Origin of the sequence: Sphingosinicella sp. CPCC 101087, assembly GCF_004151485.1 — a bacterium.
Lineage (GTDB): Bacteria > Pseudomonadota > Alphaproteobacteria > Sphingomonadales > Sphingomonadaceae > Allosphingosinicella.
Map to the genome: position 1 here is coordinate 1 of NZ_SBFF01000040.1, position 609 is coordinate 609.

The 609-nt window shown below is 64.5% G+C and carries 1 protein-coding gene; it reads right to left on the reverse strand.

Annotated features, from left to right (window positions below; translation table 11 throughout):
• The coding region (locus tag EKM57_RS21675) for a peroxidase family protein (protein WP_206185547.1) at window positions 1-609 on the reverse strand (609 nt) is incomplete at both ends.

A 609-nucleotide genomic window follows, 5' to 3' on the forward strand; every position in this document is an offset into this window, starting at 1 on the left:
AAGCCGGTAACCGGATCGGGAATGAAGTTGCCGTAGGGATCGGTGGCGATGAGGGGCAGGTTGCCGACCTGATAGTCGGTCAGCTGAATGCCGAGGATATTCGCCGCCTGCGCCTTGATCTCGCCCCAGGTGGGCAGGCCGCCATTGGCGCCGTCGAGAAGCTTGCCCGTCGCCTGCGGCACGCCGCCGACCAGCTCATATTCGCGAAGAAAGACCTGGTGCGAAGGATGCGAGGTGTAGGTCTGGTTCTGGTCGACGAAGGGCGTCGTGACGTTGACCGGTCCGACATCGTCCGCCGTGCCCATGACGCCGTCCTGGCCGGGACCGACCGTCGCGCGGGTCAGGACCATGAAGTTGGTCGGGCTGTTCGGGTCGTAAAGGGGGTCGTCCGGCTGGAGCGGGATGAACACGGTACCGCTCTGTCCCTTGGCGACGAGATCCAAGCCGTGGTCGAAGAACTGGCCGAAGAGGGTGAACCAGCTATTGAACGAGGCGGAGAGTCCTTCATCGGGAGCGATGTTGGGAAGGAAGATCGTGTCGCCCGACATCTCGACACCGTTCGCCGTCAGCAGAGCGTCGAGCGCCGCCTGGGCCGCGGGGATTCCGGGG